This window comes from Aneurinibacillus tyrosinisolvens (assembly GCF_001015055.1).
Lineage (GTDB): Bacteria > Bacillota > Bacilli > Aneurinibacillales > Aneurinibacillaceae > Aneurinibacillus_A > Aneurinibacillus_A tyrosinisolvens.
Genome location: NZ_BBWZ01000010.1, coordinates 1 through 26,906, shown reverse-complemented (window position 1 = coordinate 26,906; position 26,906 = coordinate 1). Strand labels below are relative to the sequence as shown.

At 47.1% G+C, this 26,906-nt stretch carries 27 protein-coding genes and 4 tRNA genes; 4 read left to right on the top strand and 27 right to left on the bottom strand.

Features of this window, described 5'->3' with window-relative positions; all coding sequences use genetic code 11:
• Nucleotides 1-11: 11 nt before the first annotated feature.
• From MBEAL2_RS11380 to MBEAL2_RS11330, 11 genes are all read right to left on the bottom strand, one after another.
• Nucleotides 12-1,265, bottom strand: a complete 1,254-nt coding sequence (locus MBEAL2_RS11380; protein ID WP_047152433.1) for a nickel pincer cofactor-dependent isomerase, group 22 — start codon at nt 1,263-1,265, stop codon at nt 12-14.
• Nucleotides 1,266-1,294: 29 nt separating this feature from the next.
• Nucleotides 1,295-2,377 carry a TRAP transporter substrate-binding protein gene (locus tag MBEAL2_RS11375; protein ID WP_047152432.1) on the bottom strand — a complete coding sequence of 361 codons (1,083 nt, stop codon included), beginning with the start codon at nt 2,375-2,377 and terminating at the stop codon, nt 1,295-1,297.
• Between the two features lie 22 nt (nt 2,378-2,399).
• The gene (locus tag MBEAL2_RS11370) at nt 2,400-3,428 is read right to left on the bottom strand and encodes a C-terminal binding protein (RefSeq protein WP_047152431.1); all 1,029 of its coding nucleotides are present in this window, start codon (nt 3,426-3,428) and stop codon (nt 2,400-2,402) included.
• 19 nt (nt 3,429-3,447) lie between these two features.
• Nucleotides 3,448-4,725, bottom strand: a complete 1,278-nt coding sequence (locus tag MBEAL2_RS11365) for a TRAP transporter large permease subunit (RefSeq protein ID WP_047152430.1) — start codon at nt 4,723-4,725, stop codon at nt 3,448-3,450.
• Nucleotides 4,722-5,276, bottom strand: a complete 555-nt coding sequence (locus MBEAL2_RS11360; RefSeq protein WP_047152429.1) for a TRAP transporter small permease — start codon at nt 5,274-5,276, stop codon at nt 4,722-4,724. Before MBEAL2_RS11360 ends, MBEAL2_RS11365 begins: the two co-directional genes overlap by 4 nt.
• A gap of 72 nt (nt 5,277-5,348) precedes the next feature.
• Nucleotides 5,349-6,395 carry a TRAP transporter substrate-binding protein gene (locus MBEAL2_RS11355; RefSeq protein ID WP_047152428.1) on the bottom strand — a complete coding sequence of 349 codons (1,047 nt, stop codon included), beginning with the start codon at nt 6,393-6,395 and terminating at the stop codon, nt 5,349-5,351.
• Nucleotides 6,396-7,006: 611 nt separating this feature from the next.
• Nucleotides 7,007-8,641, bottom strand: coding sequence for a chaperonin GroEL (groL, locus tag MBEAL2_RS11350; RefSeq protein ID WP_047152427.1), 1,635 nt, complete (start codon nt 8,639-8,641; stop codon nt 7,007-7,009).
• 88 nt (nt 8,642-8,729) lie between these two features.
• Nucleotides 8,730-9,011, bottom strand: coding sequence for a co-chaperone GroES (gene groES / locus MBEAL2_RS11345; RefSeq protein ID WP_047152426.1), 282 nt, complete (start codon nt 9,009-9,011; stop codon nt 8,730-8,732).
• A 197-nt stretch (nt 9,012-9,208) separates the two neighbouring features.
• Complete coding sequence (gene tatC / locus MBEAL2_RS11340; protein ID WP_047152425.1) at nt 9,209-10,003, bottom strand: twin-arginine translocase subunit TatC; 795 nt, start codon at nt 10,001-10,003, stop codon at nt 9,209-9,211.
• A gap of 36 nt (nt 10,004-10,039) precedes the next feature.
• A complete protein-coding gene (locus tag MBEAL2_RS11335; protein WP_047152424.1) occupies nt 10,040-10,534 on the bottom strand; it encodes a MogA/MoaB family molybdenum cofactor biosynthesis protein in 495 nt (164 codons plus the stop codon).
• A gap of 111 nt (nt 10,535-10,645) precedes the next feature.
• Complete coding sequence (locus MBEAL2_RS11330) at nt 10,646-11,233, bottom strand: 5-formyltetrahydrofolate cyclo-ligase (protein ID WP_047152423.1); 588 nt, start codon at nt 11,231-11,233, stop codon at nt 10,646-10,648.
• Nucleotides 11,234-11,316: 83 nt separating this feature from the next.
• On the opposite strand from MBEAL2_RS11330, the gene MBEAL2_RS11325 reads away from it, so the two are divergent.
• Nucleotides 11,317-13,266, top strand: coding sequence for an ABC-F family ATP-binding cassette domain-containing protein (locus MBEAL2_RS11325; protein WP_047152422.1), 1,950 nt, complete (start codon nt 11,317-11,319; stop codon nt 13,264-13,266).
• A gap of 39 nt (nt 13,267-13,305) precedes the next feature.
• Here the strand turns inward: MBEAL2_RS11325 and MBEAL2_RS11320 are convergent, their stop codons facing one another.
• The 7 genes from MBEAL2_RS11320 to MBEAL2_RS11290 form a co-directional block, all read right to left on the bottom strand.
• Nucleotides 13,306-15,516, bottom strand: a complete 2,211-nt coding sequence (locus MBEAL2_RS11320) for a hypothetical protein (protein WP_047152421.1) — start codon at nt 15,514-15,516, stop codon at nt 13,306-13,308.
• A gap of 183 nt (nt 15,517-15,699) precedes the next feature.
• Nucleotides 15,700-16,767 carry a tRNA (adenosine(37)-N6)-threonylcarbamoyltransferase complex transferase subunit TsaD gene (tsaD, locus tag MBEAL2_RS11315; protein WP_047152420.1) on the bottom strand — a complete coding sequence of 356 codons (1,068 nt, stop codon included), beginning with the start codon at nt 16,765-16,767 and terminating at the stop codon, nt 15,700-15,702.
• A gap of 34 nt (nt 16,768-16,801) precedes the next feature.
• A complete protein-coding gene (gene rimI, locus MBEAL2_RS11310; protein ID WP_047152419.1) occupies nt 16,802-17,278 on the bottom strand; it encodes a ribosomal protein S18-alanine N-acetyltransferase in 477 nt (158 codons plus the stop codon).
• Between the two features lie 11 nt (nt 17,279-17,289).
• A complete protein-coding gene (tsaB, locus tag MBEAL2_RS11305) occupies nt 17,290-18,000 on the bottom strand; it encodes a tRNA (adenosine(37)-N6)-threonylcarbamoyltransferase complex dimerization subunit type 1 TsaB (RefSeq protein ID WP_047152418.1) in 711 nt (236 codons plus the stop codon).
• Complete coding sequence (gene tsaE, locus MBEAL2_RS11300; protein WP_047152417.1) at nt 17,981-18,460, bottom strand: tRNA (adenosine(37)-N6)-threonylcarbamoyltransferase complex ATPase subunit type 1 TsaE; 480 nt, start codon at nt 18,458-18,460, stop codon at nt 17,981-17,983. Before tsaE ends, tsaB begins: the two co-directional genes overlap by 20 nt.
• 20 nt (nt 18,461-18,480) lie before the next feature.
• Entirely contained in the window at nt 18,481-19,518 is a 1,038-nt protein-coding gene (gene thiL / locus MBEAL2_RS11295) for a thiamine-phosphate kinase (protein ID WP_047152416.1), read from the bottom strand.
• The gene (locus MBEAL2_RS11290; RefSeq protein WP_047152415.1) at nt 19,511-19,978 is read right to left on the bottom strand and encodes a SprT family protein; all 468 of its coding nucleotides are present in this window, start codon (nt 19,976-19,978) and stop codon (nt 19,511-19,513) included. Before MBEAL2_RS11290 ends, thiL begins: the two co-directional genes overlap by 8 nt.
• 104 nt (nt 19,979-20,082) lie before the next feature.
• Here MBEAL2_RS11290 and MBEAL2_RS11285 point away from each other — a divergent pair, with 104 nt between their 5' ends.
• Together MBEAL2_RS11285 and cmpA are read left to right on the top strand one after the other, a co-directional pair.
• Nucleotides 20,083-20,427 carry a hypothetical protein gene (locus MBEAL2_RS11285; protein WP_047152414.1) on the top strand — a complete coding sequence of 115 codons (345 nt, stop codon included), beginning with the start codon at nt 20,083-20,085 and terminating at the stop codon, nt 20,425-20,427.
• A gap of 67 nt (nt 20,428-20,494) precedes the next feature.
• The gene (gene cmpA / locus MBEAL2_RS31065) at nt 20,495-20,614 is read left to right on the top strand and encodes a cortex morphogenetic protein CmpA (RefSeq protein ID WP_152667771.1); all 120 of its coding nucleotides are present in this window, start codon (nt 20,495-20,497) and stop codon (nt 20,612-20,614) included.
• 34 nt (nt 20,615-20,648) lie between these two features.
• Here the strand turns inward: cmpA and MBEAL2_RS11280 are convergent, their stop codons facing one another.
• From MBEAL2_RS11280 to MBEAL2_RS11260, 5 genes are all read right to left on the bottom strand, one after another.
• Entirely contained in the window at nt 20,649-22,811 is a 2,163-nt protein-coding gene (locus tag MBEAL2_RS11280) for a Tex family protein (RefSeq protein ID WP_047152413.1), read from the bottom strand.
• Nucleotides 22,812-22,927: 116 nt separating this feature from the next.
• Nucleotides 22,928-23,278, bottom strand: a complete 351-nt coding sequence (locus MBEAL2_RS11275) for a type II toxin-antitoxin system PemK/MazF family toxin (RefSeq protein WP_047152412.1) — start codon at nt 23,276-23,278, stop codon at nt 22,928-22,930.
• A 3-nt stretch (nt 23,279-23,281) separates the two neighbouring features.
• Complete coding sequence (locus MBEAL2_RS11270) at nt 23,282-23,566, bottom strand: CopG family ribbon-helix-helix protein (RefSeq protein ID WP_082129901.1); 285 nt, start codon at nt 23,564-23,566, stop codon at nt 23,282-23,284.
• 266 nt (nt 23,567-23,832) lie between these two features.
• Nucleotides 23,833-25,026 (bottom strand): alanine racemase, encoded by a 1,194-nt coding sequence (alr, locus tag MBEAL2_RS11265; protein ID WP_047152411.1) that lies wholly within the window; start codon nt 25,024-25,026, stop codon nt 23,833-23,835.
• Nucleotides 25,023-25,460: a hypothetical protein gene (locus tag MBEAL2_RS11260; RefSeq protein WP_047152410.1), complete on the bottom strand. Its 438-nt coding sequence runs from the start codon at nt 25,458-25,460 to the stop codon at nt 25,023-25,025. The genes alr and MBEAL2_RS11260 overlap by 4 nt, the downstream gene beginning before the upstream one ends.
• 192 nt (nt 25,461-25,652) lie before the next feature.
• Here MBEAL2_RS11260 and MBEAL2_RS11255 point away from each other — a divergent pair, with 192 nt between their 5' ends.
• Nucleotides 25,653-26,162, top strand: a complete 510-nt coding sequence (locus MBEAL2_RS11255; protein WP_047152409.1) for a hypothetical protein — start codon at nt 25,653-25,655, stop codon at nt 26,160-26,162.
• A gap of 141 nt (nt 26,163-26,303) precedes the next feature.
• Here the strand turns inward: MBEAL2_RS11255 and MBEAL2_RS11250 are convergent.
• The 4 genes from MBEAL2_RS11250 to MBEAL2_RS11235 form a co-directional block, all read right to left on the bottom strand.
• Nucleotides 26,304-26,388 (bottom strand) — tRNA-Leu (locus MBEAL2_RS11250).
• A 6-nt stretch (nt 26,389-26,394) separates the two neighbouring features.
• Nucleotides 26,395-26,471: transfer RNA gene (locus MBEAL2_RS11245), tRNA-Arg, on the bottom strand.
• Nucleotides 26,472-26,498: 27 nt separating this feature from the next.
• Nucleotides 26,499-26,574: transfer RNA gene (locus MBEAL2_RS11240), tRNA-Gly, on the bottom strand.
• Between the two features lie 100 nt (nt 26,575-26,674).
• Nucleotides 26,675-26,757, bottom strand: a tRNA-Leu gene (locus tag MBEAL2_RS11235).
• Between the last annotated feature and the right edge of the window lie 149 nt (nt 26,758-26,906).

The window sequence follows — 26,906 nt, the reverse complement described above, 5'->3', positions numbered from 1 at the left end:
TCCTGACATCTTTATAGAGAAAAGTCCATCTCAAAAGGTTCAGATAAAATCTCGACATCTTCGATCTGCTTTGCCTCCTCCAGCAGACTCTCCGATATCCAAATTTCTTTAATATCCAGCGTATTTTTTATACGGACAAGCCGTACGTTGTTTAAATTAAATGCATTGCATGTTTTTACTGCCGCTTTTACTGCCTGTTCTTCCGTTTCCAGAACCATAGGGATCTTTATAACGGATACAACCGTACTCGTTAACGCATTAGCATAGCCTTTCTCCCAGGCAATTTCATTAAATACCGTGCGCGTTGTCATATCAGCTGTTCCAAGTCCATTTGCATTCCCATGTGTTTTTTCGGTTAATCCCAGAACGACAATGCGGGAAACTTCCGGCCCGCCACTCGCATAAGGAGTTGCGTAGCGTCCCGTGATATTCGGATCCATACCGTCCCCGGAGATATCCTTGCCGATTTCATTAACAACAAGTACGTCAATTGGACTGAACATAATACGCGGCATTAGCGCCTTTGCTTCCAGCAATAGCTGCGGCTCCATTTCCTGCATCTTTTCAGCAGGGACAGCCACGATTTTAGCGGGACGATCATACGCGTTTTCTAGCGTACCAAGCCCAAAAATAATAGGCATCTTACCGAGTACTATCTTTGCCATCTCGGGGACATGTTCCGCCATATATTTAAAGCTGTAAGCATGGGCGGCTTCTGCCCCCTTTTGCTTACCAAGGCCGATCGTAATCATCTTCATCAGTCCGCTCTCTACAGGGCCACGGAACGCTGTATGGGGTTTGATCCTATTAATTACAATGACTTTGTCCGCTTCGGATGCGTATTTGTCAGTGTAAATAGGAAGGCCGTTAGGCAGCCTTCCTACTTCTACAACATCCATACTTGAAAGGATCGGAGCACCGATGGACTCTTCCGTAACACCCAACTGCTCAAGAACTTCAATCTGGCCTTCCGCAGTTGCTCCTCCATGACTCCCCATTGCCGGAACAATAAACGGAGACCCACCCGCTGATCTAACTGCATTCACTACTTCACGGGTAAGAATTGAAATATCAGCCACACCACGGCTTCCCACAGCAATAGCGACCCGATCTCCTGATGAAATTCTGTGCAGCACATCAGCCTCTTTAATCGCCTGGTGTACAGCTTCTGCCACATCAGCTATTTCAGGTGCATGGAATTTTTGGCGCACTTTAACCATGCGAGGCAGCGGTATCTCTTTTAGTAATTGCTGAATAATCTCCATCAGTGCTCCTCCTTACCGGGATATAATCTCTATTTCTGCTGGCGGGCTTTTTCTACTTCTGTATTCATTTCCTTCACTAAATCTTCGCCAATTTCTTTTGCAAATTTATCAACTACTGGCTTGATAACTTCCTGCATTTTCTTTCTGTTTTCGTCGCTTACTTCATTCACTTTCATACCAGCTGCTTTCAGTTCTTCTACTGCTTTTTGGTTCGCTTCACGGTTCACATCACGCTGGTATTTTCCAGCCTCAATCGCTGACTCTTTTAAGATCTTCTGCTCGTCAGGAGACAATTGATCCCAGAATTTCTTGCTTACAAGGAAAACAAACGGAGTGTATACATGCTTTGTTATGCTTAAATAATCCTGAACTTCGTTAAACTTGTTTGATTTAATTGTTGCAAGCGGGTTTTCCTGGCCATCTACTGTTTTGCTTTCAAGCGCCGAGAATACTTCAGAGAAAGCCATTGGCGTTGGATTTGCACCTAAGCTTTTAAAAGCTTCCAGGTGTATGGAATTCTGCATCGTTCTAATTTTCAATCCCTGGAAGTCCTGCGGTGTATTTACAGGATGCTTGCTGTTTGTCAGGTTACGGAATCCGTTTTCCCAGTAAGCTAATCCAACAAGCCCATGCTCAGGCAGTTTGTCCAATAGCTTTTGGCCGAGTGGGCCATCTAACACTGCATCAGCTTCCTTCTCGTTATTAAACATGAAAGGAAAATCATAAATGCCATATTCTTTAATTGTACTGACAAGCGGTGAGGTCGAAGGAACAGTAATCTCCTGGAGTCCTCCCTGGAGTGCCTCCGTCATTTTCTTGTCATCCCCGAGTGTGGCACTGAAGAAATTCTGTACCTTCATCTTTCCGCCGCTCTTCTGCTCAACAAGCTCTTTAAACTTGTTCATTCCCTGGCCTTCCGGATGATCTTCATTTAAACCGATTCCCGCTTTAATAATGCGTGTTTTACCCTCGCTGGCAGCTTCCGTTTTTTCCTTTGAAGCCGGGGCTCCTGCCCCTGCACTGCTGCTGCCGCCACTCGTCCCACAGGCACTCATCAGAAGAAGCCCGGGCAGAGCTAAACTAATAGCAAGATTTTTAACCCACTTTTTCATTATTAAATCCCCCTTTATTTTTTTATGTAAGCGCAGCGTACCGTTCTTCTGGCTCGCTTTGCTCAAGACTTATACGCTCTTTTACTTGTGCATTTACCAGGTATTTCGGGTATTCGTTGTGAATAAGCACATCGACTACCCCCATGGCGGCTTTCGATCTCATCTCCTCTGCAGCCTCTTCCGAGTACCAGGCTACATGTGGGGTGAGGATGATATTGTCCATGGAAAGAAGAGGATGATCAGCTGCAATCGGTTCTTCTTCCACAACATCCAGAGCGGCGCCAGCTATTTTCTTTTCCTGTAACGCTTCAATTAAAGCGGCTTCATTAATAACAGGTCCGCGGGATGTATTAATAATCAAAGCATCTCTTTTCATTACATTGAATTGCTCTTTCCCAACCATCCCTTCGGTTGACTTGGTCAGCGGCGCGTGAACGGAAATAATATCGGACTGTCCGCATAGTTCATTCAGGGATGTGAGTACTACACCCTTTTCTGCAGCTGCTTCAGCAGGAAAGAATGGGTCATAAGCTATTACATTGAGCCCAAGCGGCTTGACTTTTTCAGCCAATGCCTGAGGGATTTTGCCGAAACCAACCAGGCCCAGGGTCCGGCCGCGCAGGCGATAAATCGGCTGGGTGACTTTATAATCCCACAGTCTGCCCTTCACGTGCTGATTGGCCAGCGTTACTTTGCGCGTCCAGGAGAGAAGAAGTGCCAGCGCATGGTCAGCTACTTCATCCATACAGTAATCAGGGACATTGGCGACACAGATTCCTTTCTCTGTGGCTGCTTCCAAATCAATCGTATTCACACCGACTCCATAGCGGGTGATCACTTTGCATTTTTCAAGTGAGCGGATGACTTTCTCTCCAAGCGGAGCGTACTGGTTAATAATTGCGTCCGCATCGCGGCAGGCTGCAATAACATCTTCCTCGGTGCGGCATTGTGCCGGCACTAATTCGATATTTTCATAAGGGGCAAATACTTGTTCTTCAAAACGGAGGTCTTCGTACTCCCAATCTGTTACGACAACTTTTAGCTTATTCATTGTCTAGTCTCCTCTCTCATTAGGTGAGCCAGTGTAGTGGTACTAATACAATAGACGGGAACAAAATTAATAGAATTAATATAATAAGTTCGGCCAGCAGAAACGGCCAGACCCCTTTCATAATGTCTTCCATACTGATTTTGCTTACCCCGCATACAACGTTCAGCACAGTTCCTACAGGCGGGGTTAATAACCCAATGGCATTATTGATAATAAACAGGACGCCGAAATACACAGGGTCGATGCCTGCCGCCTTCACCAGCGGCATGAGGACAGGCGTCAAAATAAGAATGGTTGGTGTCATATCCATCGCCGTTCCCACAATGACGACAAGCAAGTTAATCATCAGCAGGATGAGCAGCGGGTGGTCCATAAACGGCTCGAGCAGCCCAATCACTTCCTGCGGCAGATTCGCAACCGTAATCAGCCAGGAGGAAACGAGAGCGGCAGCGACGAGAAACATAACCACACTTGTCATCTTCGCAGCGTTAATGAAAACCTGATATAAGTCTTTCACGGTCAGCTGGCGGTAGATAAACAACCCCACAACCAGAGCATATACAGCTGCCACAACCGCGGCTTCCGTTGGCGTAAACACACCGAAACGCAGGCCGAAAATAATGATAGCCGGAAGGAACAGGGCCCAAATCCCCTCCCTGAATGCTTTGAGAATTTCCCTGGCTGATTTACGCGGCTGTACCGTAACATTATCTCTGCGTGATACAATCGCCCAGGCAACGATAAGACTGACGCCAAGCAAAATCCCTGGCACAATTCCCGCCATAAAAAGCTTGGTAATGGAGACGCCGCTCGTTACACCAAAGAGAATAAATCCGATGCTTGGAGGAATGACCGGCGCAATAATGCCGCCCGCTGCAACGAGTCCACTGGAGCGGTTGATATCATAGCCGCTTTTGACCATCATCGGGATTAAAATCGCGCCAATCGCAGCGGTATCCGCTACCGCCGAACCCGACAAACTCGCAAATAAAACGCTTGCCATAATCGCAACATACCCGAGTCCGCCTCGAATATGCCCGACCAAACTCATCGACATGGATACGATGCGCTGAGAGAGACCGCCGGCATTCATCAATTCCCCTGCAAGCAGGAAAAAAGGGATGGCCATCAGCGGAAAGTTATCGGCACCATTAATTAAGTTCTGGGCAATAATTTGACTGTCAAAAATATCGAGATACAACATGAGAGCCACGCCGCTGAACAAGAGGGCAAAAGCAATCGGCATCCCCAGCGCCATTGTTCCAAGCAGAGAACCGAGAAATACACTAATCATCATGCCTGTTTTTCCCCCTCTTTAAATTCATGTTCATAAGTAAAGGCTGATTCTTCGGTGTCTTTGATTAAGATGAGGTCTTCGTCTTTTACTTTGTTAAAAACAACGCGATACAGATTGAAGAGGGTAATGAATCCCATGGCAATACTGATGACAATTCCGGTTCCATAGACAGCCGCCAGCGGTAATCCTGTAGCCGGCGCTGTGCTGTCCATATTAATGATGGTCATTTTCCAGCTTCCCTCGAGCACAAGGCTCAGCACCCAGAGGATGAGTAAATCACTAAGAATGACGGCGGCCTTTTGCAGCTTTATAGGAAACCGGCGTACAAGCGTATCCACCCCAAGATGTTCGTGTTCTTTTAACGCGGCAATGGCCCCAAGAAAAGACAACCAGACAAATAAATAGCGGGACATTTCCTCCGACCATGTAATCCCGGAATTAAAGGCATAACGCAGGACAACATTGCCGAAGACGAGGATGACCATAAAAGCAAGGGCAGCGACCATAAAGACATTGAGAACTTGCTCTAACATCTTCGATATTTTTCTCATTCTCGTTCCCACCTTTCTTAGTTGAGGACTGGAGTAAATCCCTTTACCCCAGTCCTTCTTAACTTTTGTTTACTATTTTGCTTCGGCCTTAATTTTTTCTACCAATTCTTTAGACCAGGGGTATTTTTTATAGATTTCGTCATATAAAGGCTGTGCTGCTTTTTCCATGTCAGCTGCAAACTCAGGGGTTGGAGTTGTAAACTTGATTTTATGTTCCTGCAAGAATTTCTTATCACTTTCGTAGCCCTTCTCCAGAAGATCAAACTCATAGCCAGCAGCTGTCTTTGATGCTTCTTCAATAACTTTTTGCTGTTCAGGTGTCAAACCTTTCCAGAACTTACTGTTGATAATATAAATATTAGGGCTAAACATATGCTTTGATTCAAGCACATCACTTTGCACCTCATACCATCCTGAAGCACGAAGTGTTGCTATCGGATTATCCTGTCCATCGACTACCTTTTGTTCAAGAGCACTAAAAACTTCCGAAATTGGCATTGGTGTTACATTTGCTCCTAGTAGCTGCCCTAACTTTATATAGTTAGGAATGTTTGGCATCCTTACACGCAATCCTTTGAAATCCTGTAAACTGTTAATTGTTTTGTTGGAGGAAAACATTCTAAAACCGTTTGCGCTCCAGGCAAGCGGGTGAACCCCATGTTTGCTTTCAAGGTCTGCGGTTAATTCTTGTCCAATCGGCCCATTCAACACTTTTTTCACATGGTTGAAGTCTTTGAACAAAAATGGCCATTCCGGAACCTGCATTTTTTCTACATCAGCCTGCATAATAAGACCGGGGATACCCATCTCAATCGTTCCGTTACGAACACCATCATAAAATTCTTTTTCTGCACCCAGGGTGCTATTGTCAAAAATCTGGACTTTCAGCGTGCCGCCTGATTTTTCTTCGACCATTGGCTTAAACTTTTCCCGCAGGGCAATATTTTGCGGATGGTCTTTTGCAAAGTAATTTGCTATTTTAATGGTTTTGGTTTCTTTTCCCGCCGAACCGGAACCGGCAGTTGTTCCTGCTTTCTCCGCCCCGCCACATCCTGCTAACAGAACCGATGTTGCTAAGAAGAGACTTGAAAAAATAGTTAGTCCTTTTTTTGCTTTCATGTAGATTCCACCCTTTTATTTGTATTAGAAGAATAACAATCTCAACTACTATGTAACCCCTTTCAGAAAACGCTATCATTTTTGGTAATAACTTTTCTTTTTGTCTTTGGAAAAAACTTTGAATATAAATTGTTTTATATTATAAAACTAAGTTTTGTTAATAGTTTAAAAGACAAAAGCCTTTACATGCTAAAAACTGGCTTTTATGATTCTTAAACTTATATAGTTTTATATTATAAAACTACGTATGACAATTGCTAACTATTTCTGTTTCTAATAATATTATAAATAAGCTGAATTTGTCAAATTTTTTTATAATTTTTAATTGAATATTTTGTGGTGAAATTTCATGCAAAAAAGGAAAAAAGGGAGTTCATTCCACTTGCCTTTCCCTTCCGCGAGGAAGGAAGAACTGTCCGCTCCACCTCCCTGCGAGCAGATCCCGCAAAACATCTGGGTAGTTCGAGGATGGAGACAATTGCGGGCTTTTTCTCTACTACTTTAAAGCAACATATGCTTTCTTATCCAGTAAAAAAGAGTGTTTTAGAAGTAAAATTCTAAAACACTCTCCGAACTTTTTTATTGAAGTTCTACTTTTATTTGAGCTGGGCTTACATCATTCCCATGCCGCCCATTCCACCCATGCCGCCCATATCAGGCATTCCAGGTGCATCCTTCTCAGGTTTATCCGCAACAACCGCTTCTGTTGTCAGGAACATAGCCGCAACAGATGCAGCGTTCTGCAGTGCATAACGAGTTACTTTTGCCGGGTCAACGATACCGGCATCAATCATGTTTACCCACTGCTCAGTAGCAGCATTGAAACCGATTCCGAGTTCTTCTTTCTTGAGGCGCTCAGCAATAACAGATCCTTCAAGGCCTGCGTTAGCAGCGATTTGACGTACAGGCTCTTCCAGTGCACGGAGAACAATGCGCACCCCTGTTGCTTCATCGCCTTCAGCTTGAACAGCAGCCACAGCGTTATAGATAGATACGAGCGCAGTACCACCACCGGCTACGATACCTTCTTCAACAGCAGCACGAGTTGCGTTCAGTGCATCCTCAATGCGAAGCTTCTTCTCTTTCAATTCTGTTTCTGTAGCGGCACCTACTTTAACAACTGCTACACCGCCAGCTAATTTAGCAAGGCGCTCTTGTAACTTCTCTTTATCGAAATCAGAAGTTGTTGTTTCGATGTTTGCACGGATTTGGTTGATGCGGGCTTGGATGTTTGCTCTGTCTCCCGCACCTTCAACGATGGTTGTGTTTTCTTTTGTTACAACCACTTTGCCTGCCTGGCCAAGCTGCTGCAAGCTAGCGGATTTCATGTCAAGACCAAGGTCTTCTGTAATCACCTGGCCACCTGTTAATGCAGCGATATCTTCCAGCATTGCTTTGCGGCGGTCACCGAATCCAGGAGCCTTAACAGCTACTGCATTGAATGTTCCGCGAAGTTTGTTTACAACGAGAGTAGCAAGCGCTTCGCCTTCCACATCTTCAGCGATGATAAGAAGCGGTTTGCCCTGTTGAACAACCTTTTCAAGAACAGGCAGCATTTCTTGAATGCTGGAGATTTTTTTATCAGTGATAAGAATGAACGGATTGTCAAGAACCGCTTCCATCTTATCTGTATCTGTAATCATGTAAGGAGATGCATATCCGCGATCGAACTGCATACCTTCTACCACGTCAAGCTCAGTAGAAAAGCCTTTGGATTCTTCAACCGTGATAACCCCGTCTTTCCCTACTTTTTCCATTGCTTCTGCAATCAATTGGCCGATTTCATCATCAGCAGCAGAGATAGCCGCTACTTGGGCGATGGACTCTTTGCTTTCGATTGGCTTAGAAATCGATTGGATTTCTTCAACCGCACGGCGAACCGCTTTATCGATACCTTTGCGGATACCCATTGGATTAGCGCCGGCTGTTACATTCTTTAAGCCTTCGCGAATCATCGCTTGAGCAAGAACAGTCGCAGTTGTTGTACCGTCACCGGCTACATCGTTTGTTTTCGTTGCTACTTCTTTAACAAGCTGTGCACCCATATTTTCGAAAGCGTCTTCGAGCTCGATTTCTTTCGCAATGGTAACACCGTCATTTGTGATAAGCGGAGATCCGAATTTCTTCTCCAGAACAACGTTGCGGCCTTTCGGTCCAAGGGTTACTTTTACTGCATCTGCCAGAGTGTCAACACCACGGAGCATGGCGCGACGTGCTTCTTCGCTAAAACGAATATCTTTAGCCATTAAAATTCCGCCCTCCTTGAATATGTAGGTTTATTATTTTTACCTTACCGGTTTAATTGTCTTATTATTAAAATGCAGTTCTCAGTGATTAGTCTACAATCGCGAGGATATCGCTCTCACGCATAATCAGAAGTTCTTTTTCGCCAAATTTCACTTCAGTACCAGCATACTTAGAGTAGATTACTTTGTTGCCTTCCTGAACTTCAAGAGCAATGCGCTCTCCGTTCTCGATGCGACCGCTGCCTACAGCAACAATTTTACCTTCTTGCGGCTTTTCTTTCGCGGTTTCCGGTAGTACGATTCCGCTAGCAGTCGTTTCTTCTTTTGCGATAGGTTCAATAATTACACGATCACCTAATGGCTTTAACACTGAAAACAACCTCCCTAGTACTTTTTAATTGTTAGCACTCAACCATGATGAGTGCTAACACAATTATTATAATAGCTATTTTGTTTCCATTTTGCAAGACCCGGGATGCAAAAAAAATTTCCTTCCTCATTCTTTCCGCCCCGGGGGAAGTTTATTCAAAGTAAAAAGCAAAAAGAGAGCCGAAAGTTCGGGCTCTCTCACTTATTATCTTCTTCTACATCCAAAACAGGATCATCTTCCTCATCCGCATAAAATTCCTTTTCCCACTTCTCGTCCTGCCTCAGCTGCTTGCGGTAAACAATCCGGGAGAGGACAACACTGAATTCGTATAAAACAACAAGCGGCACAAAAACGCTCAGATGACTGACAAAATCAGGCGGTGAAATTAAAGAGGCCACAATAATCAGCGCGAGATAAGCATAACCGCGAATCTTTGTGAGGCGCACCGGATTTAAAATGCGAAGCCGTGTCAAGAACATCACAACGATGGGCAATTCAAACAGAAGCGCGAGCGGCAATACAATGTTGAACATAAAACCGAAGTACTGGGCAATCCCATACATCGGCTTCCCGCCAAGCTCCGTTCCTATTTTAATCATGAAGTGGACAATCATCGGAAAAACAACATAATACCCAACGAGCAGGCCAAGCAAAAAAAGCAGAAAAGCAGGAATGATGAAAATCCCGGCTGCTTTTCGTTCCTCCGGGCGCAGACCCGGTGATACAAAGCGCCATACATGATACAAAATAAGGGGAAGCGTAGCTACCAGCGCAATAACAAAAGCAAACTGCATGTACACCCGCAAGCCGTCGGCCGGGCTGAGTAAACTCCATTGAAAGTCTATATCTTTCTGAAAATACTTCACAACAGGTCCGGCGTATATGAAGCCGACAATAAAAGCTGCAATAAAAACAACGAGAATCCAAATGATGCGTTTTCTAAGTTCCGTTAGGTGCTCTACCACGCGCATGTCTTGATCCTGATTGCTCATTTGCTGTCAAAATCCTCTCTATAGCAACGGGCTCCATTACTTCGTGTTTACATTTTCATTTGCTCCCTGGATAAGAGAAAGAGCGGCCGGGATTTGATCGACAATCGCGAGGAAACACCATTCCATAAAGGGAATGCTTCCCGGCAAATTAATAACAAGTGCGTTTCCTCTTGTTCCTACCGTGGCTCTGGTTAACAGTGATCTTCGAGAGTTCTGCATCGCACAGCGGCGCATTTCTTCCGCTAAACCCGGAACGTGACGATCGATTACAAGTTCGGTGGCCTCCGGGGTCACATCTTCCGGGCTGAGCCCCGTTCCCCCAATTGTAAGAAGCAAATCGACTCTCTCCCTGTCAACCAGCTCAATCATACTTTCTTTAAGAAGCTCCATATTATCAGGACAAACACGATAATGCATAACAGAAGAGTCCAGACTACTCTGCAGCAATGCTTCCAGTCTTGGCAGGCAATCATTCTCCCTTACGCCACGATAAATCGAGTTGCTCGATGTGATGACCCCAATTTTCCACATTCAGGTAACCCTCCATTATATCTCATAAAAATTTCAATAGCATTATCATTTTATTGTACAATAACCTGTCCCGATTGTGTGGTTTTTTTATCCCACTATGTCGTGTCTAAATTATGAACAAATGTAGACCTCCTTCTCGGTGATAATCCGATTTACCTTTTGGTCGTGTTTCTCCACAGGGAGACTGGAAACAACTTGCATATCAAAACAGGGGGCGAACAAGGGGGGAAGCTGCTCTATTCCCCCTAAAAAGCGATCATAGAACCCGCCTCCGTACCCAAGGCGCTCACCGACTGGTGTAAAGGCAACACCGGGAACAAGGATGACGTCGAATTTCTCCCCATTCCATTGCTCCGCTTGCCCGGCAAGAGGCTCTCTTATTCCGTATACACCTTTCTTAAGGCTATCCCACCCTTCGAACCGATATGGCGTCATTACTTTTTGAGCGACATCCGTTTTTGGCACATATATTTTTTTTCCCTCTTGATAGCATGCATTGATAAAAACATCCAGGTTTACCTCGTCCCCAAAAGACAGGAAGGAAAAAAGCAGCCTTGCTTCCTGAATTTCCGGCAGGGAGAGCAGCTTTTCCGCTACCGTACGAGACCATTTGGCACGCTCCTCTAGTTCTGCCGCCCCCCTCATCGCCAATATCTGTTTTCTTATCTGCTTCTTTTGTTCTGCAATCAATTCCTCCATGCGGTGTTTCCCCTCTCTTCTGTTTATTATCCGCCGTATTTACGATACACTGAGAATGGAATGAATACTGAGGTGAATAAACGATGATTTTATTGCAAGCAGTGAATATAGGCAAATCATTCAGCGCCACCCCGGTTCTCTCCGGCATTAATATGGTTTTGCAAAACGGAGAGAGAGTCGGGCTTGTTGGCGTGAACGGAGCAGGCAAGTCTACTCTCCTAAAAATAGTTACCGGGCAAATCCTGCCAGATGAAGGAGAAATCCAAAAGGCAAAGGAAACAACCCTGGGTTACCTGGCGCAGGACAGCGGCCTTGATACAGAGCGCTCAATCTGGGAAGAAATGATGACGGTATTCGAACACTTCAAAGAGAAGGAAGCAGAGCTTCGAGCGCTGGAACAGCAGATGGGCAATCCCGAGGTCATAGCCAATGAAACACTTCACGAACGGCTGATGAACAACTATTCGCACCTTGTTGATAATTTTAGAACAAGCGGGGGCTACCAGTACGAGGCTGCGACCCGTTCCGTTCTCCATGGAATGCGTTTTTTCCCCGCTGATTATGATACACCTATTAATCAATTAAGCGGAGGCCAGAAGACGAGGCTGGCACTTGCCCGCCTGCTGTTAATGCAGCCGGATGTCCTTATTCTCGACGAGCCGACCAACTATTTAGACATTGAAACGCTGGGCTGGCTTGAGAAGTACCTGCAAAGCTATCCCGGTGCCCTTCTCGTTGTTTCTCACGACCGCTTTTTCCTCGATGCCCTCGTTAATATTGTATACGAAATCGAGCGGACGAAAATCACCCGGTATGCCGGTAACTATTCAAATTATCTTTTACAAAAAGGCGAACGGCTTCAGCAGCAGCTCAGGCAATTCGAAAAGCAGCAGTCCGAAATCTCGAAATTGGAAGAGTTTATCCAGCGTAATATCGCCCGTGCTTCCACAACAAAGCGGGCCCAGAGCCGGCGTAAAATGCTCGATAAAATGGACGTCATGGATCGCCCCCCAGGCGAATTGAAAAAAGCGCAATTTCATTTTGATATTACCAGAGTCAGCGGAAGTCAAGTGCTTACCCTTCAGGATGTCGCGGTGGGGTACGAAAATAAACCGCTCGCACGGGATCTTACATTCCAGCTTACACGTGGAGAACGGGTGGCTTTGCTCGGACCGAACGGTCTCGGTAAGTCTACCCTGCTCAAAACCGTGGTGAAACAAATTCAGGCACTCGGCGGAAGCATACAATATGGAAGCAACGTCACGGTTGGTTTCTATGATCAGGAGCAGGAAAACCTGAGCGGGAACAAGCAGGTGCTTCATGAGCTGTGGGACGAATACCCTACAATGCAGGAGAAGGACGTGCGCACCGTGCTCGGCAGCTTTCTGTTCAGCGGGGACGATGTAACGAAAAAAATCAGCGAGCTTAGCGGCGGCGAGCGTGCCCGCGTTTCCCTTGCCAAACTGATGCTGCAGAAAGCAAACCTTCTTATCCTTGATGAACCGACAAACCACCTTGACCTGTTCAGCAAAGAGATTCTGGAGGAAGCGCTGGAAGACTACCCGGGGACGATTTTATTTGTTTCACACGATCGCTATTTTCTAAATAAAATTGCGACGCGCATCATCGAGATGACACCAAACGGGGTCATCTCTTATCTCGGAAATTATGATTACTACACAGCCAAGAAAGATGAGCTGCAGGAACTGAATTCTCCCGTCCTGGCCCCCCTCACCCAGACGAAAGAAAAAGAGCAAATGGCTGATCCAGGGCTGTCGAATAAAGATAAATTCCGCCAGGACAAAGAAGCAAAGAAAGCGGAACGGCAAAAGCAGCGGAGAATTGAAGAACTGGAAAAGCAAATCGAACAGCTGGAGACTGAAATTGCCGTACTTGAAGCCGAATTATGCAAGCCGGAAATATTTCAAAATCATGAACAAGCGCTTATGTTAAATGAAAAATTGGAAGAAACAAAAGCCGCATTAGACACCTGCCTTGAAGAATGGACGGACTTGCAGGAAGATGGAGAATAAATCTAAACTTTACTTGCGGCAAAAAACATGCCCTGCTGATCACTGCCGATCGGCAGGGCTTTTCGTCTGGTGGCACAGCAGCTTATACAACAACGGGAGAAGCCCATAGAGCACCGCAAGTGCGGCTGCGATAATCCCCGAATCGTTTACCAAAAGCGCCGCTGCCGCCCCGACTGCAATGCCTTTGATTCCCTTCATAAAATAAAGATGTTCCTCAAGCAGCGGCCTGACTTGGTTCCAATGAAACGAGAGAAGAAATCCGCTTATGAGCAGGCTTACAATAAAAAGCCTGCTCCAGGCTGAAGAAAGAAGAAGCCGTCCGTTCATCGCCAGCTTCCTGTGCACCATTCGTCCAATCTCCTCCCAATCCCCCAGCAGCAGTTCGTGCACAGCCCGCCCAATATGCGATTGTTTCGGGTCCGCGATCCAATCATTCATCCAGAAAAGCCCGCATGCAGCCAGGAGCGCAAGGAAAAAGGCAGGAAGCGTATACCGCCCCTTTACCGGAATTCCTGTAAAGAGCAGAAATACGCAGGAAAAGGCGGCAAGAAAAACAAAAACCCCGCCCGCCTTGCTCCCCCATCCGGGCCAAGCCATATAAAAAATAATAAAGGCAAAAAGAAAAGCACACAGAGAAACAAACGCCTTTCTCCGCCGTTTCCCCCATTTTTCTCCTAACAGTGAGAGACTTAATAAAGAACTTCCGAGCACAACGCCCATGTACTCATTTCCAATTCCATAATACCTGGCACCGATTACCGGATCGAAGCCAAGATATGATCGTTCGATTAACACTCCCCCGGTCATCCCATCAAGCAGAACGGGAATCCAGTTTAGAAAGCCGATCGAGAGAAAACAAGTGGCAAATCCCCACCGCTGAAGAATGCCGGCCAGAGCCCCTCCCGCCAGAGTGAGCAGCAGGAGAAGCAGCGGCGGAGCCATCAGCAAAGGAAAGAATGAGAAAACAAGCAACAGGAACGGAACAAGCAGAATGGAAGGCAAAGCAAGGCAAAGGAGGACAGAAAGGATTCGTCTGATGCTGCTTCCTCTTCCTATGGAAGTTAGCAGCACGGTGGCTAATAGAAGAACCGCCACAACCGCGAGCACATACGGGTACAGAACAGCCGGGCGTGAAGAATAAATATAATTGATTCGTTCCACCGTCTGCCAGAAGGTTTTGTTATCCACAGAAGCATCAGTACGAATCGGCATGCCCTTCATTGTACGGGGGACAGGAAGACCGAGCCAGGAAAGAATGCTGGGGGCAATATCGATATTCGCTATAATTCCCGGCTGCCTTGTTGTATTCGATGTAACAGCTCCTCCGGTCCCGCCCCTGCCCTCCCACAAAAGGGCAGGGGCCATTCCTTTTTTCTCTTTCCCTATTTGAGCGGGAAGCGAAGGAGAGAGAACGAGTAATTTGTCATCGTTATCCATGTTATCCACAACCCAGCCAATGAAATCCGCCATTCGTGCGAGCGATTCCTCGCGCAGCTGTCCATATCTCGCAGACTCAAGGACTTCGCGGGAACGGCTAAGGCGGGCAAGGTCCCCGAGTTCCACCACGACAAGGTTCACCCCCTGTGCTTTCCACTTCCTTATCTGCTGCCTGACAAACGCATCGTTCGTTCGCATTCCCCCTGGAAAAAGCGGGTCTTCCATCAGCGTTTCATCCCCGACACGGCCCAATGGGCTTACCCCTTTTTCATTCATCGTAAGTAAAGGGGCCAGCCGGTTCCGCTTGTCTTCCATATCGCTATTCCCGATAACAGCCCGCCCTATTTTCTCTTTGTCCAGTATGTTTCCAACAATCCCGGGAACGGCTCCGGTGTTCTTATCCTTGTTTATTTTATGCAGCACCGCATAGTACGGCAAAATAACTGAATCTCTACTTTCCCCGGCGTTTCCGGTGTACTGCCGGTATATGTTTTTCCCCTCTTGCTCTCCGCTTTCATATGCCTGCCGCGCCCACTCAGATCCTGCGCTCCGCACTCCGGTGCCTATTGTAAGGTAACTGTGTATATCTTTCATTCCAGTTGCTGTCCGCATGTTCATTTCTCCAATTGCAGCTTTCGAAAACCACGGATAACGGGCATTCCCACACAGCTTGTGGATATCATCTAAGGAAACTTGATTAAGAAACAGAAGAAATACGTCAGATCGGTTTTGAGCAACGACAAAGTGGGGAAAAAGAATAAACAAAGCACTTATCCAGGCAAAAAGAAGAACACCGACGTGTTTTTGTTTCATTTCTCAGCCTCCCTTTTTCCACACATCCACAATTTTATCCACATATAAAACCTTATTAAAGCAGGTTATCCACCGTTTTATCCACATTATCCACAGGTTGTTGATAACTTTATTCAGCATGTGTCCACATATAACGACAACAAAGGTAAAAAAAAGACAACCCTATTGGATAGGGTTGCCGATTTATGAAAGAGGTAATCCGGGAATGCCGTTCAACGATAGATCCGCGAAGTTGCCTTTTTGATATTGAATATAGCCGGCGCCTGCTATCATCGCGGCATTGTCCGTACATAAAGACAGGGGGGGAATCACCAGCTCGATCCCTTCCCTATGCGCCCTGTCGGTCAGAGTGCTCCGCAGCCCCTGGTTGGCTGCAACCCCGCCGGCGAGCAGCAGTTGTTTTACCGGCCTTTCCTTAATAAGACGAAATGATTTTTCCACAAGCACTTCGATAACGGATTCCTGAAAGCTCGCCGCCAGATTCGCAGGCTCAATTGTTTCTCCTCGCTGCCCGGCATTATGCAGCACATTGAGTACGGCAGACTTCAGGCCGCTGAAGCTGAAATCATAGGATCCTTCCTCTAGCCATGCGCGAGGCAGGCGGATGGAAGCCTGTCCTTCCTGTGCCAGCCTGTCGATATGCGGGCCGCCGGGATATGGAAGGTGCAACGAGCGGGCCACTTTATCATAAGCTTCTCCCACCGCGTCATCCCTCGTTTGCCCGATAACCTCAAACTCTCCATGCCCTTTCATATAGACAAGCTCCGTATGGCCGCCTGATACGACAAGGGCCAGAAGAGGAAATTCCATTTCTTTTACAAACCGATTTGCGTAAATATGGCCGGCAATATGGTGGACGCCAATGAGCGGAATTCCGCTTGCAAAAGCGATTGCCTTTGCCGCTGCCACGCCCACTAGCAGCGCTCCCACAAGACCGGGTCCATACGTTACCGCAATGGCATTCATATCATCGAGCGTACATTCCGCTTTTTTTAATGCTTCTTCAATAATGATGGTAATGTTTTCAACATGATGGCGGGAAGCAACTTCCGGCACAACACCGCCGAAACGTTTATGGCTCTCAATCTGCGACGAAATGGCGTTCGAGCGAATGATGCGGCCATCTTCGATTACGGCGGCCGAGGTTTCATCGCAGCTCGTTTCAATTCCGAGAATGCGAACAGGCCCGCCCGATGCCCTGTCCTCTTCCCAGCGCTTGCGGGCTTTTTGACTCCAATTGTTTATCGTCATGTCGTGTCTCCTACAACTTTATAGAAAAATATTTTTATTTAGCTTCATATTTTCCGTCCGCCAGTGCCGCCCACATAATAATGGCGTCTTCTCCATTATCCGTATAATACCCCCGGCGGATTCCTTCCTCTACAAAGCCGAACTTACGGTATAAATTTTTTGCAATTTCGTTGCTTTTCCGCACCTCAAGCGTCATGCTTGCCGCACCCGAACTCCAGGCCGTGCCCATTAATTCTCTCATTAATTTCTCGCCAAGACGCTGGCCGCGAAACTCCGGATGGACAGCGATGTTTGTAATGTGCGCTTCATCCAGCACGATCCACATCCCGCCGTACCCGATCACCTTCTTATCATGCTCTATGACGAGATACCGGGCGAACAGGTTTGTTTTCAATTCGCTAATAAAAGATTCGCGTGACCACGGTATTGAGAAGGAGAGCTTCTCCACCTCGCCAATATCATCAAGGTCCTTCATTTCCATCCTGCGTATTGTAAACCGTTCTTCTTCCATTGAATTTCCTCCTACTGCTGGCGGCTGGCCAGCCACTTGGCCTCCGCTTCCGCCAGTTGAAGATAAATAGGAGTAAATGTTTCAACGTTCTCCGTGCGCCCATTATCGAGGGCTTTCTTTCCGGCAGCAGCCAGGTGCGCAGCGTGCGGAAGCTGATAAGAAACCGGGAGAAACACAGCTCTTTCTCCGAGAATGTCTACAATCATTTCCCTGTGAAGGGATACATCGTCTCCAAGAAATAAAATCGGTTCTTGGTCTTCCCCCTGCTTCCAGGTTTCAACGGCCTCTTTGAGGAGAATGATTCTTTCCTCACCGGCAAGCTCAATTCCCCCTCTTCCCCATCTGTATGTCCCTGTGTATACCCGCCCGCGCCGCGCGTCAAACAGTGGAACAATGAGACCTGGAAAGAACGCTCCATTCCATGCGAGCACTTCAAGACTTGAAATTCCAACAAGAGGAATACCCAGTGACCATGCCAGGCTTTTCGCCGTGGCAACTCCGATCCTCACTCCCGTATAGGAGCCTGGCCCGCGGGCGACGGCAACGGCCGAAAGCTCCGAAGGATCAACCTCTACTTCTTCAAGGAGCCGGCTCACCATCGGCATGAGGCCAATACTATGGTTTTTCTTCAAATTTGTCGTAAATTCACCCAGCACCTTATCTTCTGTACAAACGGAAACAGCCAGGACAAGGGTAGATGTATCAATTGCCAGGATTTTCATTTTTTATCTCCTCGCACAATAATTTATAGCGGCTGCCCCGGGGGGTAAACAGAAACATTCGGCTATCGTTATCACCGCGTGTAATTACGATGTCACACCTCTCTGGCGGCAGCTGTTCGTCAATCATTTCCGGCCACTCCACTACTGTTACTCCGTCACCGTAGAAATACTCATCAAATCCAAGATCCTCTCCTGATTCTTCCATCCGGTACACGTCCATATGGTAAAGCGGCATCTGTCCTTTATACTCTTTTATAATTGTAAAAGTAGGGCTATTGACGACACCTTCTACTCCGATTCCCCGGGCCAGCCCCTGCGTAAACGTTGTCTTGCCTGCTCCGAGATCACCAGACATCGTAAGAACATCACCCGGCCTGACAAGCCTTCCTACCGCCTCGGCAAGACCCCATGTTTCTTCTACGGAATGCGTATGAAAGCGGTATGCTGTTGTTTCTTCCATCCCATCACGTCCTTGTTTACTTACAATTCATTAAAATGATTATACCCTTTTTTGTGAAGCGGTATTTTATCGCCGTTTGGCTGTCTTAAGAACACCGCGGCCTCTCCTTCCACTGCCTGGCCAACCCAGTACAGCGGCAGGCCCGCTCTCTTAAACTGTTCTGCCAGCTCTTCCTGTGCTTCCGGAGGGGCACAGCCAATAAGCTGATAATCCTCGCCGCCATACCATACCCAGGGCCACGGTTCCCTGCCCGTATGGCCGGCGTATCTTTTCATTTCCTCACTAAGCGGAACGCTTTGCTCATCAAGGACAAGGGACACACCACTTGCCTGGGCAATTTCCCAGGCTTCACTCGCCACCCCGTCGCTAATATCGTCCAGTGCAATCCGGTGCCCGCTTTGCGAGAGGATTCTGCCGGCGGCTACCTGGGGCTCGGGCAGGCAGTGCCTCTCAATGAGAGGCAGCCACTGTTCCTCTATTTTCGCTTCGTCCTTTATGCTTTGCTTTCCCTGCAACAGCAAGTCGAGCCCTGCCCCTGAATCCCCTACCGTTCCGGTTAGAAAGACAAGATCCCCCGGCTTTGCCGCAGAGCGCAGAAGCGGCTTGTTCCGTTCAACTTCTCCCAGGACGGTTACAGTTATGGTTAGTGGGCCTGGCACGGCAACCGTATCCCCGCCAATGAGCGCCATTCCATACCGGGAAGCAAGCCGTTCCATTCCCTGGTAAATGCCAGCAAGCTCTTCCTCGCACCATTCCGGTGAGACCCCAAGAGAAATAAGATAGAATAGAGGAATACCTCCCATGGCCGCAATATCACTCACGTTGGAGGCAAGCGCTTTGTGCCCGATTTCATGCGGCTGCATCGTCTTCCGCTTAAAATGAACTTCTTCTACCATGGTGTCACAGCAGGCGACCCAGTCATATCCGCTCTTTCCCGTTACAACCGCGGCATCATCGCCATTACCGACGACAATGCGGGATTGTACCGCTTCCGGAATGCTGCGCCCTGCTGTAAGATATGAAATTAAGGCGAATTCATCACGCCGTTTCTCACTCATTTTCTTCCTCCAGTTGATAAAGTACAAGCTTTCCCCTGCATCTGCCGCAAACGTACTTTTTTGTATCCATGCGCCTTTTCCGCAAATATCTCATATCACAGGAATGGCATACGAGCGCGTACTGGTTTTGTTTCTTTACCACAGGCTTTACCGACTGGCAGTAGCGTGAGCCTCCCACTTTACCCAGAAGCACTTTAAAATCCGCATCCCGGTGCTTGTACCCTCTTCCTGTAATGTGAAGGTGATAGTGACAAAGCTCATGTTTGATGATTCCATCAAGCTCTTCCATCCCAAACATCTCGTAATGTTTTGGATTCAGTTCAATATTATGTGTCCGCAGGACATAGCGTCCGCCTGTTGTGCGCAGGCGAACGTTAAAATAAGCTTTGTGCAGGAAGGGCCTGTTGAAAAAAGCGGAGGAAATTTCCTCTACCCGCTTTTGCAGCTCTGTATCTGTCATTCTCTCCATCTCCCTATCCCATTTTCTTTGAAATAGACATTGAAATAACAAACAAACATGCGTTACACTGTGAACGTACATACGGACAAGGAGGAACCTATGCTATGCGCTATTGTATTTTAACCGCTGAGAACCGGCTGGAGTTTGTCGCCATGCCGGAAAGCTATATGTACCAGCTCGTCGCTCTGCTCCACCGCTTACATAAAGAAATCGATAAGCTTACTGCGGCTGAACGCCCTGCGCTTCCGGCAGTTATCGGTGAATGTTCAGAGCTCGAACTGCTCGATCCTCACTCTTCTATTGTCGAAGGAATCGATTACCTGGACACACTGGAGAAGCAGTTTGCCTCTTTGAATGAGGAAAACTATCCGCTTATCTCCCTTCTGACCGAAATCCGTGCCCTCCACGCACAACTGGAGTACTTAAAAGAAGAAGGAGAATACGAGTAACATTGCCCTTTCTGTCACATATAGTAAAGTGAAGCAGCTAAAACGTATGTGACAGGAGGGAATCACGTTGCCCCACTGGCTCAGACGCCAACTAATGAGAGCGTTTCATACAAAAAACAGGCGGCAGATTCTGCTGCTGAATGATTGCTGGTTCTCATACCGGGAAAAACAGGGTGATCGAATATAACCGCATTCGATCCCCCTTTTCATGTTTCTCTTTTTTACCGCACTGCATCAGCACCCAGCATGGTCAAACCAACCCTGCCCTTGTTTACATCGATTTCCTTTACCCATACGGTTACAATATCCCCTACAGAAACGACATCAAGCGGATGCCTTACAAATTGGCGGCGCATCTGGGAAATATGGACCAGTCCGTCATTTTTTAATCCAATATCTACAAAAGCCCCGAAATCGACCACATTGCGCACGGTTCCCTGCAATTCCATCCCCTGCGCTAAATCTTTAATATCAAGTACATCCTTCTTCAGCAGCGGTTTGCTAATTTCATCCCGCGGGTCCCGGCCCGGTCTCAGCAGGCTAGACACGATGTCCTGTAAAGTCGGCATACCCATGCCTAATTGTGCAGCCATCTCCTCGATATCGACCTGTTTCAGCTTCTCTTTTGCCTCCTCGCTCGTAATTGCATCCGGCTGGATGGCGAGACGGTCAAGCAGGGCTGCTACCCCTCTATAGGACTCGGGATGGATCGGCGTATTGTCTAGCGGGTTCTCCCCTTCAGCAATGCGCAAAAATCCAATACACTGCTCGTACGTTTTTACGCCAAGGCGCGGAATGTCTTTTAGCTGCTTTCTTACTGTATACTTTCCCAGTTCTTCCCTGCGTGCCACGATATTTTTTGCGACCTGCTTCGATACACCCGACACGTATTGCAGAAGAGAGGGAGAAGCGGTGTTTACATCGACCCCCACGTAGTTAACCGCAGACTCCACCACGAACTGCAGGCTGTCCGATAGTTTTCCCTGGGATACGTCATGCTGATACTGCCCTACTCCGATAGACTTCGGATCGATTTTGACAAGCTCAGCCAGCGGATCCTGCAGGCGGCGTGCAATGGACACCGCGCTTCGCTCTGCGACATCGAGCTCAGGGAACTCCTCCCCGGCCAGCTTCGATGCTGAATATACGCTGGCGCCCGCTTCGTTCACAATCATATAGGAGATGTCACGATCCATCCCTTTCAGCAGTTCGGCGATGAACTGTTCCGATTCCCTTGACGCTGTCCCATTTCCAATCGCAACAATGGTAACGCTATAGTTCTCAATTAGGCTTCTGACCTTTTCTTTTGCTTCTTTTACTTTATTTTGCGGCGGTGTCGGATAGACAACCGCAACTTCAAGCAATTTTCCGGTTTCATCAACGACGGCCAGCTTGCACCCTGTACGGTAGGCCGGGTCAACAGCAAGAACGATATGATTTCGAAAGGGAGACTGTAGGAGGAGCTGGCGTAAATTCTCGGAAAAGATATGGATCGCCTGTTCTTCTGCTTTCTCGGTAAGGAGGCTGCGCACTTCCCGGTCTACTGCCGGAGCGATGAGCCGCTTATAGCTGTCTTCAAGCGCCGCTTTCAGTATGTCAACGGCTGTGCTCTCCCTTTGAATCCATTTTCGCTCTAAAAATGGAAGGATAGGTTCCGGATCGACCTCAATTTTCACTTTAAGAATGCCTTCTCTTTCCGCCCGGTTCACTGCCAGCGTCCGGTGCGGCGCCACACGCTGTACAGGCTCGCTATATTCGTAGTACATCTCGTAGACTTTTTTCTCGGACGGCTCTTCTTCCTTCTTCACTGTAACGAGCTTGCCGCGTTTTAACGTATGTTCCCGAATCCATGTTCGAACCTGCGGATCGTCCGCAACCTGCTCCGCAATAATATCGGAGGCACCCTGGATCGCTTCTTCGGCGGAGGCTACCCCATTCTCCTCATTGATATATTTCTGTGCCTCTGCCAGAGCGCTGCCTTTTCTGACGGTAAGGATAAACTGGGCAAGCGGCTCTAAGCCCTTTTCTTTGGCGACCGTTGCTCTTGTCCGGCGCTTTTGCTTAAAGGGGCGGTATAAATCCTCCACCTGCTGGAGCTTCGTTGCGTTCCGGATCGCTGACTCTAATTCGTCAGTCAGCTTCTCCTGTCCGGCGATGCTGCGGATGACTTCTTCTTTTCTCTCCTCAAGCTGGCGGAGATATTGCATCCGTTCCTGAATTTCCCGGATCTGGTTCTCATCAAGCATGCCCGTTGCTTCTTTACGATAGCGGGCAATAAAGGGAACCGTACTTCCCTCATCAAGCAAGTGTATTGTTTGCTCGGTTTGTTTCAAACTGATATTCAATTCAGCTGCAATAAGCGAAATCATTTGTTTCGTATCCATACGTCTGTCTCCCTTCCATGCTGGCTCGCTACCCCCCGGAAAAAGGCAAGAAAAAAAGCTACCGTTTTTCACAGCAGCTTGTGAACTTGTTTATGAAAATAGCTTGATAATTACAATTAAAAATCAATAAGTCCTAAACTAATCTGGAGAGCGTCATTTACCCGTTCCATCATCTCTTCATCAAGATGAGTAATCTTATCGGTCAGTCTCTGTTTATCTATCGTCCTGATTTGTTCCAGAAGAATAACGGAGTCCCGGTCAAATGCATAGGCTTTCGCATCAATCTCCACATGAGTAGGCAACTTGGCCTTCTGTATCTGTGCCGTAATGGCTGCGACGATGACTGTCGGACTAAAACGGTTCCCTATATCATTTTGAATAACCAAAACTGGGCGTACACCGCCCTGTTCCGAGCCTACAACAGGAGATAGGTCCGCAAAGTATACGTCGCCACGCTTCACGATCACACATTACACCCCGCTAACTAAACGTCCCAATGTTAAATCTGCTTCTTCTTCCGCCTGAAATGCTTCCGAAGCAATATGCAAATTAATATTCGCCATTTCCATGTAGCCGCGCTGCATTGTCTCACGGATGTGGCGCTTTTTGCGCTCCTTCAAATACAATCTCATCGCCTGCCTGATAAATTCGCTTCGGTTTGATTTTTCCTTTTCCACTAATCCATCCACTTCCTGTAATAGATGATCCGGCAAACTGATCATGATACGTTTGGTATCCATTTTAGACAAGACCATCGCACCTCCAACAACAACGCTGTACAACCTTTTCCATGTTCAGCTCGAACTACCGCGCCAGTTTATTACCATTATGTCGTAACCTATACAAAAATATACTTTGCATTTGTCTAACGCGCGGGAGAATTCGACTCGCTCTTTTATTATTCGAGTAATAATGGCAAATTCCTGCCTCTCTTCTCTAATTTTAGAAGAGATTTTCATTCTTACTGATTGTAACATGATTCGAAGCAGGTAACAACAAGGGAAGGGATTAAAGTTGATGGCTAATCTTTACATGTATGTGCCGCAAAGCGGTCGGCGACGGAGACTTTCTCCCCTTTTTCATAGTAAATACGTGGAATTCGCTCGCTCACCATGCAGGTTACTTCGTAGTTGATTGTGGAAAGCCAGCCGGCCATTTCATCAACCGAGATTTCTTCGCTGCCCTGGCGGCCGATTAACACGACCTCATCCCCCGCACATACGTCTTCAATGTGAGTAACATCAACCATAAACTGATCCATGCAAACCCGGCCAACGATCGGCGCGCGCTTCCCCTTTACAAGTACGAATCCGCGATTCGACAACAGGCGGTTGTAGCCATCCGCATAGCCAATCGGAATCGTTGCAATAACCGATTCGGCTTTCGTAGCAAAGGTTGCCCCATAACTAATCTTCGAGTTGGACCCCACCCATTTAATATGACTTATCCTTGCCTTCCATTGAAAAGCGGGCTGGAGCCTAATCCCTGTAGTTCTTGCATACGGGGAAGGGTACTGTCCGTATAAAGCAATCCCCAGACGAATCATATGCATGCTTTCGCCCGGATAGAACATAGCCCCCGCACTGTTATTGCAATGTACCAAAGGGATTTTAATATTCTGTTCCTCTAGATGTTCAATAAATTGCTTAAAACCTTGTCTTTGCTCTTCAAGATATCCCGTTTCTTCTTCATCGGCCGTCGCAAAATGGGTGAAAATACCTTCAATTCTAACCCATGGGCTTGTCAAAGCGAGTTGGATAAAAGAGTCCAGCTCTTCAAGCGTACGAATGCCGATGCGCCCCATTCCCGTATCGAGTTTAATGTGAATACGGGCAGTCTTTTGTGAAGCTTTTGCCGCTTTTATGAGGTTATCCAGCATTTCATGCTGGTATACGGTCATCGTAATATCATTGTTAAGAGCAAGCTCAATTCCGCGGGAAGGGAATGAGCTAAGGACGAGAATAGGTGAGGAAATTCCTTTCTCCCGAAGTTCCAGCGCTTCATCAAGAAGTGCTACCCCTAAATAATCGGCTCCCTCCTGAAGCGCTTTTTCCGCAACCGCATAGGCGCCATGCCCATAACCGTCCGCTTTGACAACCGCCATTATTTTTACGTCCTCAGGAAGATGATGCCGAAATGTCCGAACGTTGTCCCCTATTGCATCGAGATTGATTTCAGCCCACGCATCCCGATAGAATTCATCCTGCTGCTTCATACTTTCCCTCTTTTCTGTCTTCGTTCAATTTGCCTGTCTAAATCGGCAAGAAACTCGCGTGATGCCATAACCGTGTATTTCTTACCGTTTGCCCGGTATACCGGCTTCCATATACTATCTCTCTGAAGCTCGTGAAGGGGCAGCTTCGTTTGTTTATTAAACATATGGATAATCAGGTCCGTTCTTGTAATCTGATAGAGCGGATGCAAAATTGCTTTATAAATCGCCGGAGCAAAGCCGACAATGATGATCGCCGCTACAGTCGCAACAAGGATGGCTGCAACCCGGTTGCCTGGTATCCATGTAAGAACACCAAGTACGATGAAAACATAGAGCAGCGTTTCCACGAATTTAAAGATAAATGGCCGGCGCAAGAAAATATCGCGCATCCCGGCTTCTTCTTCTCTTATAATATTGCTCTGATTTTTTTTCATGTGACCCCTTTCTTAGCTGCAGGATTGAAACTTGCAAACAAGCCGGTTATTTCAAGTATATAGGATAAAATACGCTTTGAACAATTGTAAAAGCGGTATTTGTCTAATCTAGGTACATACCCTATCCCTTCTCTTTCCTATCCGTCATACAATGATATATGACTTAGTACGACTAAAGGAGGTGTTCCCTTAATGTCACGAAATAAAAAGAAACGAAAGGCAGGAAAAAGCGATTCAACAAACGAGAGGCTTATTCGAATTGAACATTCGCTTCACGGGGTACAGGATCAGGTATCTCAAACGAAAACAAGCATGTATAGACTTGAAGAAATTCTGAGCGAGCTGCGTGAAATAAAACAACAATTGAATGAACGAAATAGCAGAAGAGGCAATCGTCGGCGGATTTCTTTGTTTGGTGGAGGGCGTAATGGGGAAAGCGAGAACAAGACGCAATCAAGTATATTGCCGTTCGGTAAAAAGCAAAGCGAAAATAAGCCCAAAAGCAGTGACCTGCCTTCTATCGGGGAATTGCTGAAAAACCCTGCTGTTCAGTCTCTTCTTAAGAAAAATGGAGGAGGAAACAGCGGAAGCAAGAATGGAGCTGGAGGGCTTTCAGATATGCTGGGCGGAATTGATATGGCTCAAATTACAAAGCTTCTGCAGAATCCTATGGTCCAATCTATGATGAAGAATATGTTTTAATTTAGAAAAAAACCGTTTTATTATAAGGCAAAAAGCACTTATCCTTTGTCAGGAAAAAGTGCTTATTTTTTAGTAGATAAGGGCAACTAAGGCGATCACCAGCGCCTGCGGCTTGGCCGCTAGCCAAGTTTTCTTTATGTATGGTACCGATGGTCGGGGTCGAACCGACACTCCAGAAGGAACACGATTTTGAGTCGTGCGCGTCTGCCAATTCCGCCACATCGGCACATTATGGCGTGCCCGGAGAGACTCGAACTCCCAACCTTCTGATTCGTAGTCAGACACTCTATCCGATTGAGCTACGGGCACATCTTATTTATTTTTTGGTTAAATAAATGGAGCGGACAACGAGACTCGAACTCGCGACCCCGACCTTGGCAAGGTCGTGCTCTACCAACTGAGCTATGTCCGCATCTTTTGTGTTTTGTTAAGAAAATATGGTGCACCCTCAACGGGTACTACTGATGTCATTCTAGCAGGAAGTAATTCGAGGTAGTTAGAATGACAATTTATGGTGCGGGTGGAGGGACTTGAACCCCCACGCCGAAGCGCTAGATCCTAAGTCTAGTGCGTCTGCCAATTCCGCCACACCCGCACATGGGATAAACATATGGTGAGCCATACTGGACTCCGAAGCGCACGACGCGCGAGGTTCTGCGTTAGGCACTGGATGTGCCTGCTTTTAGCAGAACTTCCTCTCGGGTGAGAGTCCAAAGTGATGAAAGGTACGATTGTTTGCCTTTT

Coding starts and splice junctions, on each gene's coding strand:
- MBEAL2_RS11380 (WP_047152433.1), bottom strand. CDS start 1,265: ATGGAGATTATTCAGCAATTACTAAAAGAGATACCGCTGCCTCGCATG.
- MBEAL2_RS11375 (WP_047152432.1), bottom strand. CDS start 2,377: ATGAAAAAGTGGGTTAAAAATCTTGCTATTAGTTTAGCTCTGCCCGGG.
- MBEAL2_RS11370 (WP_047152431.1), bottom strand. CDS start 3,428: ATGAATAAGCTAAAAGTTGTCGTAACAGATTGGGAGTACGAAGACCTC.
- MBEAL2_RS11365 (WP_047152430.1), bottom strand. CDS start 4,725: ATGATGATTAGTGTATTTCTCGGTTCTCTGCTTGGAACAATGGCGCTG.
- MBEAL2_RS11360 (WP_047152429.1), bottom strand. CDS start 5,276: ATGAGAAAAATATCGAAGATGTTAGAGCAAGTTCTCAATGTCTTTATG.
- MBEAL2_RS11355 (WP_047152428.1), bottom strand. CDS start 6,395: ATGAAAGCAAAAAAAGGACTAACTATTTTTTCAAGTCTCTTCTTAGCA.
- groL (WP_047152427.1), bottom strand. CDS start 8,641: ATGGCTAAAGATATTCGTTTTAGCGAAGAAGCACGTCGCGCCATGCTC.
- tatC (WP_047152425.1), bottom strand. CDS start 10,003: ATGAGCAATCAGGATCAAGACATGCGCGTGGTAGAGCACCTAACGGAA.
- MBEAL2_RS11335 (WP_047152424.1), bottom strand. CDS start 10,534: ATGTGGAAAATTGGGGTCATCACATCGAGCAACTCGATTTATCGTGGC.
- MBEAL2_RS11330 (WP_047152423.1), bottom strand. CDS start 11,233: ATGGAGGAATTGATTGCAGAACAAAAGAAGCAGATAAGAAAACAGATA.
- MBEAL2_RS11325 (WP_047152422.1), top strand. CDS start 11,317: ATGATTTTATTGCAAGCAGTGAATATAGGCAAATCATTCAGCGCCACC.
- MBEAL2_RS11320 (WP_047152421.1), bottom strand. CDS start 15,516: ATGAAACAAAAACACGTCGGTGTTCTTCTTTTTGCCTGGATAAGTGCT.
- tsaD (WP_047152420.1), bottom strand. CDS start 16,767: ATGACGATAAACAATTGGAGTCAAAAAGCCCGCAAGCGCTGGGAAGAG.
- rimI (WP_047152419.1), bottom strand. CDS start 17,278: ATGGAAGAAGAACGGTTTACAATACGCAGGATGGAAATGAAGGACCTT.
- tsaB (WP_047152418.1), bottom strand. CDS start 18,000: ATGAAAATCCTGGCAATTGATACATCTACCCTTGTCCTGGCTGTTTCC.
- tsaE (WP_047152417.1), bottom strand. CDS start 18,460: ATGGAAGAAACAACAGCATACCGCTTTCATACGCATTCCGTAGAAGAA.
- thiL (WP_047152416.1), bottom strand. CDS start 19,518: ATGAGTGAGAAACGGCGTGATGAATTCGCCTTAATTTCATATCTTACA.
- MBEAL2_RS11290 (WP_047152415.1), bottom strand. CDS start 19,978: ATGACAGATACAGAGCTGCAAAAGCGGGTAGAGGAAATTTCCTCCGCT.
- MBEAL2_RS11285 (WP_047152414.1), top strand. CDS start 20,083: ATGCGCTATTGTATTTTAACCGCTGAGAACCGGCTGGAGTTTGTCGCC.
- MBEAL2_RS11280 (WP_047152413.1), bottom strand. CDS start 22,811: ATGGATACGAAACAAATGATTTCGCTTATTGCAGCTGAATTGAATATC.
- MBEAL2_RS11270 (WP_082129901.1), bottom strand. CDS start 23,566: ATGGTCTTGTCTAAAATGGATACCAAACGTATCATGATCAGTTTGCCG.
- alr (WP_047152411.1), bottom strand. CDS start 25,026: ATGAAGCAGCAGGATGAATTCTATCGGGATGCGTGGGCTGAAATCAAT.
- MBEAL2_RS11260 (WP_047152410.1), bottom strand. CDS start 25,460: ATGAAAAAAAATCAGAGCAATATTATAAGAGAAGAAGAAGCCGGGATG.
- MBEAL2_RS11255 (WP_047152409.1), top strand. CDS start 25,653: ATGTCACGAAATAAAAAGAAACGAAAGGCAGGAAAAAGCGATTCAACA.